Source organism: Streptococcus sp. IsoGale022, assembly GCF_031142805.1.
GTDB lineage: Bacteria > Bacillota > Bacilli > Lactobacillales > Streptococcaceae > Streptococcus > Streptococcus sanguinis_A.
Genome location: NZ_JAKZJI010000031.1, coordinates 1 through 4,998 on the forward strand (window position 1 = coordinate 1; position 4,998 = coordinate 4,998).

Below are 4,998 nucleotides of genomic sequence, written 5' to 3' on the forward strand. Positions count from 1 at the left end.
CGCTAAGCGACTTCCATATCTCACAGGGGGCAACCCCCAACTACTTCCGGCGTTCTAGGGCTTAACTACTGTGTTCGGCATGGGTACAGGTGTATCTCCTAGGCTATCGTCACTTAACTATTGAATTAACTTCCCTGTCCTCTCAGACAAGACTTGTCAACTCAAAATTGAATACAATATCAAATCTCACAATTCTCTAAACCATTCGCTGTACTCTGATGAAGCTCTTATTCTAGGATAAGTCCTCGAGCGATTAGTATTGGTCCGCTCCATTGCTCACACAACTTCCACTCCCAACCTATCAACCTGATCTTCTCTCAGGGCTCTTACTAACTTGCGTTATGGGAAATCTCATCTTGAGGTGGGTTTCACACTTAGATGCTTTCAGCGTTTATCCCTTCCCTACATAGCTACCCAGCGATGCTCTTGGCAGAACAACTGGTACACCAGCGGTAAGTCCACTCTGGTCCTCTCGTACTAGGAGCAGATCCTCTCAAATTTCCTACGCCCGCGACGGATAGGGACCGAACTGTCTCACGACGTTCTGAACCCAGCTCGCGTGCCGCTTTAATGGGCGAACAGCCCAACCCTTGGGACCGACTACAGCCCCAGGATGCGACGAGCCGACATCGAGGTGCCAAACCTCCCCGTCGATGTGAACTCTTGGGGGAGATAAGCCTGTTATCCCCAGGGTAGCTTTTATCCGTTGAGCGATGGCCCTTCCATACGGAACCACCGGATCACTAAGCCCGACTTTCGTCCCTGCTCGAGTTGTAGCTCTCGCAGTCAAGCTCCCTTATACCTTTACACTCTGCGACTGATTTCCAACCAGTCTGAGGGAACCTTTGGGCGCCTCCGTTACCTTTTAGGAGGCGACCGCCCCAGTCAAACTGCCCGTCAGACACTGTCTCCGTAGATGATAAACCTACCGGGTTAGAGTGGCCATAACACAAGGGTAGTATCCCAACAACGCCTCCATCGAAACTGGCGTCCCGATCTCGTAGGCTCCTACCTATCCTGTACATGTGGCACAGACACTCAATATCAAACTGCAGTAAAGCTCCATGGGGTCTTTCCGTCCTGTCGCGGGTAACCTGCATCTTCACAGGTACTAAAATTTCACCGAGTCTCTCGTTGAGACAGTGCCCAAATCATTACGCCTTTCGTGCGGGTCGGAACTTACCCGACAAGGAATTTCGCTACCTTAGGACCGTTATAGTTACGGCCGCCGTTTACTGGGGCTTCAATTCATACCTTCGCGTTTCCGCTAAGCACTCCTCTTAACCTTCCAGCACCGGGCAGGCGTCACCCCCTATACATCATCTTACGATTTAGCAGAGAGCTGTGTTTTTGATAAACAGTTGCTTGGGCCTATTCACTGCGGCTGACCAAAGTCAGCACCCCTTCTCCCGAAGTTACGGGGTCATTTTGCCGAGTTCCTTAACGAGAGTTCTCTCGCTCACCTGAGGCTACTCGCCTCGACTACCTGTGTCGGTTTGCGGTACGGGTAGAGTATGATACAACGCTAGAAGCTTTTCTTGGCAGTGTGACATCACTCACTCGCTACTAAACTTCGCTCCCCATCACAGCTCAACGTTAGAGGTATAAGCATTTGACTCATACCACGCCTCACTGCTTAGACGTACATCCAATCGTACGCACGAGTTAGCCTACTGCGTCCCTCCATCACTTCATACTCTAGTACAGGAATCTCAACCTGTTGGCCATCGGATACACCTTTCGGTCTCTCCTTAGGTCCCGACTAACCCAGGGCGGACGAGCCTTCCCCTGGAAACCTTAGTCTTACGGTGGACAGGATTCTCACCTGTCTTGCGCTACTCATACCGGCATTCTCACTTCTATGCGTTCCAGCGCTCCTCACGGTACACCTTCTCCACACATAGAACGCTCTCCTACCATACCTATAAAAGGTATCCACAGCTTCGGTAAATTGTTTTAGCCCCGGTACATTTTCGGCGCAGGGTCACTCGACTAGTGAGCTATTACGCACTCTTTGAATGAATAGCTGCTTCTAAGCTAACATCCTAGTTGTCTGTGCAACCCCACATCCTTTTCCACTTAACAATTATTTTGGGACCTTAGCTGGTGGTCTGGGCTGTTTCCCTTTCGACTACGGATCTTAGCACTCGCAGTCTGACTGCCGACCATAATTCATTGGCATTCGGAGTTTATCTGAGATTGGTAATCCGGGATGGACCCCTCACCCAAACAGTGCTCTACCTCCAAGAATCTTAATGTCGACGCTAGCCCTAAAGCTATTTCGGAGAGAACCAGCTATCTCCAAGTTCGTTTGGAATTTCTCCGCTACCCACAAGTCATCCAAGCACTTTTCAACGTGCCCTGGTTCGGTCCTCCAGTGCGTTTTACCGCACCTTCAACCTGCTCATGGGTAGGTCACATGGTTTCGGGTCTACATCATGATACTAAGGCGCCCTATTCAGACTCGGTTTCCCTACGGCTCCGTCTCTTCAACTTAACCTCGCATCATAACGTAACTCGCCGGTTCATTCTACAAAAGGCACGCTCTCACCCATGAACGGGCTCGAACTTGTTGTAGGCACACGGTTTCAGGTTCTATTTCACTCCCCTCCCGGGGTGCTTTTCACCTTTCCCTCACGGTACTGGTTCACTATCGGTCACTAGGGAGTATTTAGGGTTGGGAGATGGTCCTCCCAGATTCCGACGGGATTTCACGTGTCCCGCCGTACTCAGGATACTGCTAGGTACAGAATCTATTTAAAATACGAGGCTCTTACTCTCTTTGGCTGACTTTCCCAAGTCATTCTTCTATAAATTCTGAGTCCACAGCGCAGTCCTACAACCCCGAAGAGTAAACTCTTCGGTTTGCCCTCCTGCCTCTTCGCTCGCCGCTACTAAGGCAATCGCTTTTGCTTTCTCTTCCTGCAGCTACTTAGATGTTTCAGTTCACTGCGTCTTCCTCCTCATTCCCTTAACAGAAATGGGTAACAGGCATCAACCTGTTGGGTTCCCCCATTCGGACATCCCCGGATCGAAGCTTACTTACAGCTCCCCGAGGCATTTCGTCGTTTGTCACGTCCTTCTTCGGCTCCTAGTGCCAAGGCATCCACCGTGCGCCCTTACTAACTTAACCTTATTTTTGACCTTTCAGTCTTAAACTCATTAATATTCACAGCGTTTTCGGTTTATTTTCTTGTTACTATTTGATATCAGTATTCAATTTTCAATGGACAAGTTCTTTATCTAGTCAAACTAGATAATGGAGCCTAGCGGGATCGAACCGCTGACCTCCTGCGTGCAAAGCAGGCGCTCTCCCAGCTGAGCTAAGGCCCCACATAGCCCTCTCAAAACTAAACAAGACCCAAGTGCATTCCGTGTGTCCTTACGGACTCCTTAGAAAGGAGGTGATCCAGCCGCACCTTCCGATACGGCTACCTTGTTACGACTTCACCCCAATCATCTATCCCACCTTAGGCGGCTGGCTCCTTACGGTTACCTCACCGACTTCGGGTGTTACAAACTCTCGTGGTGTGACGGGCGGTGTGTACAAGGCCCGGGAACGTATTCACCGCGGCGTGCTGATCCGCGATTACTAGCGATTCCGACTTCATGTAGGCGAGTTGCAGCCTACAATCCGAACTGAGACTGGCTTTCAGAGATTAGCTTGCCGTCACCGGCTTGCGACTCGTTGTACCAGCCATTGTAGCACGTGTGTAGCCCAGGTCATAAGGGGCATGATGATTTGACGTCATCCCCACCTTCCTCCGGTTTATTACCGGCAGTCTCGCTAGAGTGCCCAACTCAATGATGGCAACTAACAATAGGGGTTGCGCTCGTTGCGGGACTTAACCCAACATCTCACGACACGAGCTGACGACAACCATGCACCACCTGTCACCTCTGTCCCGAAGGAAAACTCTATCTCTAGAGCGGTCAGAGGGATGTCAAGACCTGGTAAGGTTCTTCGCGTTGCTTCGAATTAAACCACATGCTCCACCGCTTGTGCGGGCCCCCGTCAATTCCTTTGAGTTTCAACCTTGCGGTCGTACTCCCCAGGCGGAGTGCTTAATGCGTTAGCTGCGGCACTAAGCCCCGGAAAGGGCCTAACACCTAGCACTCATCGTTTACGGCGTGGACTACCAGGGTATCTAATCCTGTTTGCTCCCCACGCTTTCGAGCCTCAGCGTCAGTTACAGACCAGAGAGCCGCTTTCGCCACCGGTGTTCCTCCATATATCTACGCATTTCACCGCTACACATGGAATTCCACTCTCCCCTTCTGCACTCAAGTTAAACAGTTTCCAAAGCATACTATGGTTAAGCCACAGCCTTTAACTTCAGACTTATCTAACCGCCTGCGCTCGCTTTACGCCCAATAAATCCGGACAACGCTCGGGACCTACGTATTACCGCGGCTGCTGGCACGTAGTTAGCCGTCCCTTTCTGGTAAGATACCGTCACAGTGTGAACTTTCCACTCTCACACCCGTTCTTCTCTTACAACAGAGCTTTACGATCCGAAAACCTTCTTCACTCACGCGGCGTTGCTCGGTCAGGGTTCCCCCCATTGCCGAAGATTCCCTACTGCTGCCTCCCGTAGGAGTCTGGGCCGTGTCTCAGTCCCAGTGTGGCCGATCACCCTCTCAGGTCGGCTATGTATCGTCGCCTTGGTGAGCCGTTACCTCACCAACTAGCTAATACAACGCAGGTCCATCTGGTAGTGATGCAATTGCACCTTTCAATTAATTATCATGCGACAATTAATATCATGCGGTATTAGCTATCGTTTCCAATAGTTATCCCCCGCTACCAGGCAGGTTACCTACGCGTTACTCACCCGTTCGCAACTCATCCAAGAAGAGCAAGCTCCTCTCTTCAGCGTTCTACTTGCATGTATTAGGCACGCCGCCAGCGTTCGTCCTGAGCCAGGATCAAACTCTCATTAAAAAGTTTGAGTTCGCACTCATTACTGTCCACTGACAGATTTATTTTCGTTTTTT

Annotated in this window: 1 tRNA gene and 3 rRNA genes; all 4 read right to left on the reverse strand. The window is 50.6% G+C overall.

The window, feature by feature from the left end:
• Position 1: 1 nt before the first annotated feature.
• Positions 2 to 117: ribosomal RNA gene (gene rrf / locus RG608_RS11435) — 5S ribosomal RNA — on the reverse strand.
• A 116-nt stretch (positions 118 to 233) separates the two neighbouring features.
• A 23S ribosomal RNA gene (locus RG608_RS11440) occupies positions 234 to 3,133 on the reverse strand.
• A gap of 127 nt (positions 3,134 to 3,260) precedes the next feature.
• Positions 3,261 to 3,333 (reverse strand) — tRNA-Ala (locus RG608_RS11445).
• 64 nt (positions 3,334 to 3,397) lie between these two features.
• Positions 3,398 to 4,945: ribosomal RNA gene (locus RG608_RS11450) — 16S ribosomal RNA — on the reverse strand.
• Together the 16S, 23S and 5S rRNA genes with 1 tRNA gene alongside form the textbook arrangement of a ribosomal RNA operon.
• Positions 4,946 to 4,998: the final 53 nt, after the last annotated feature.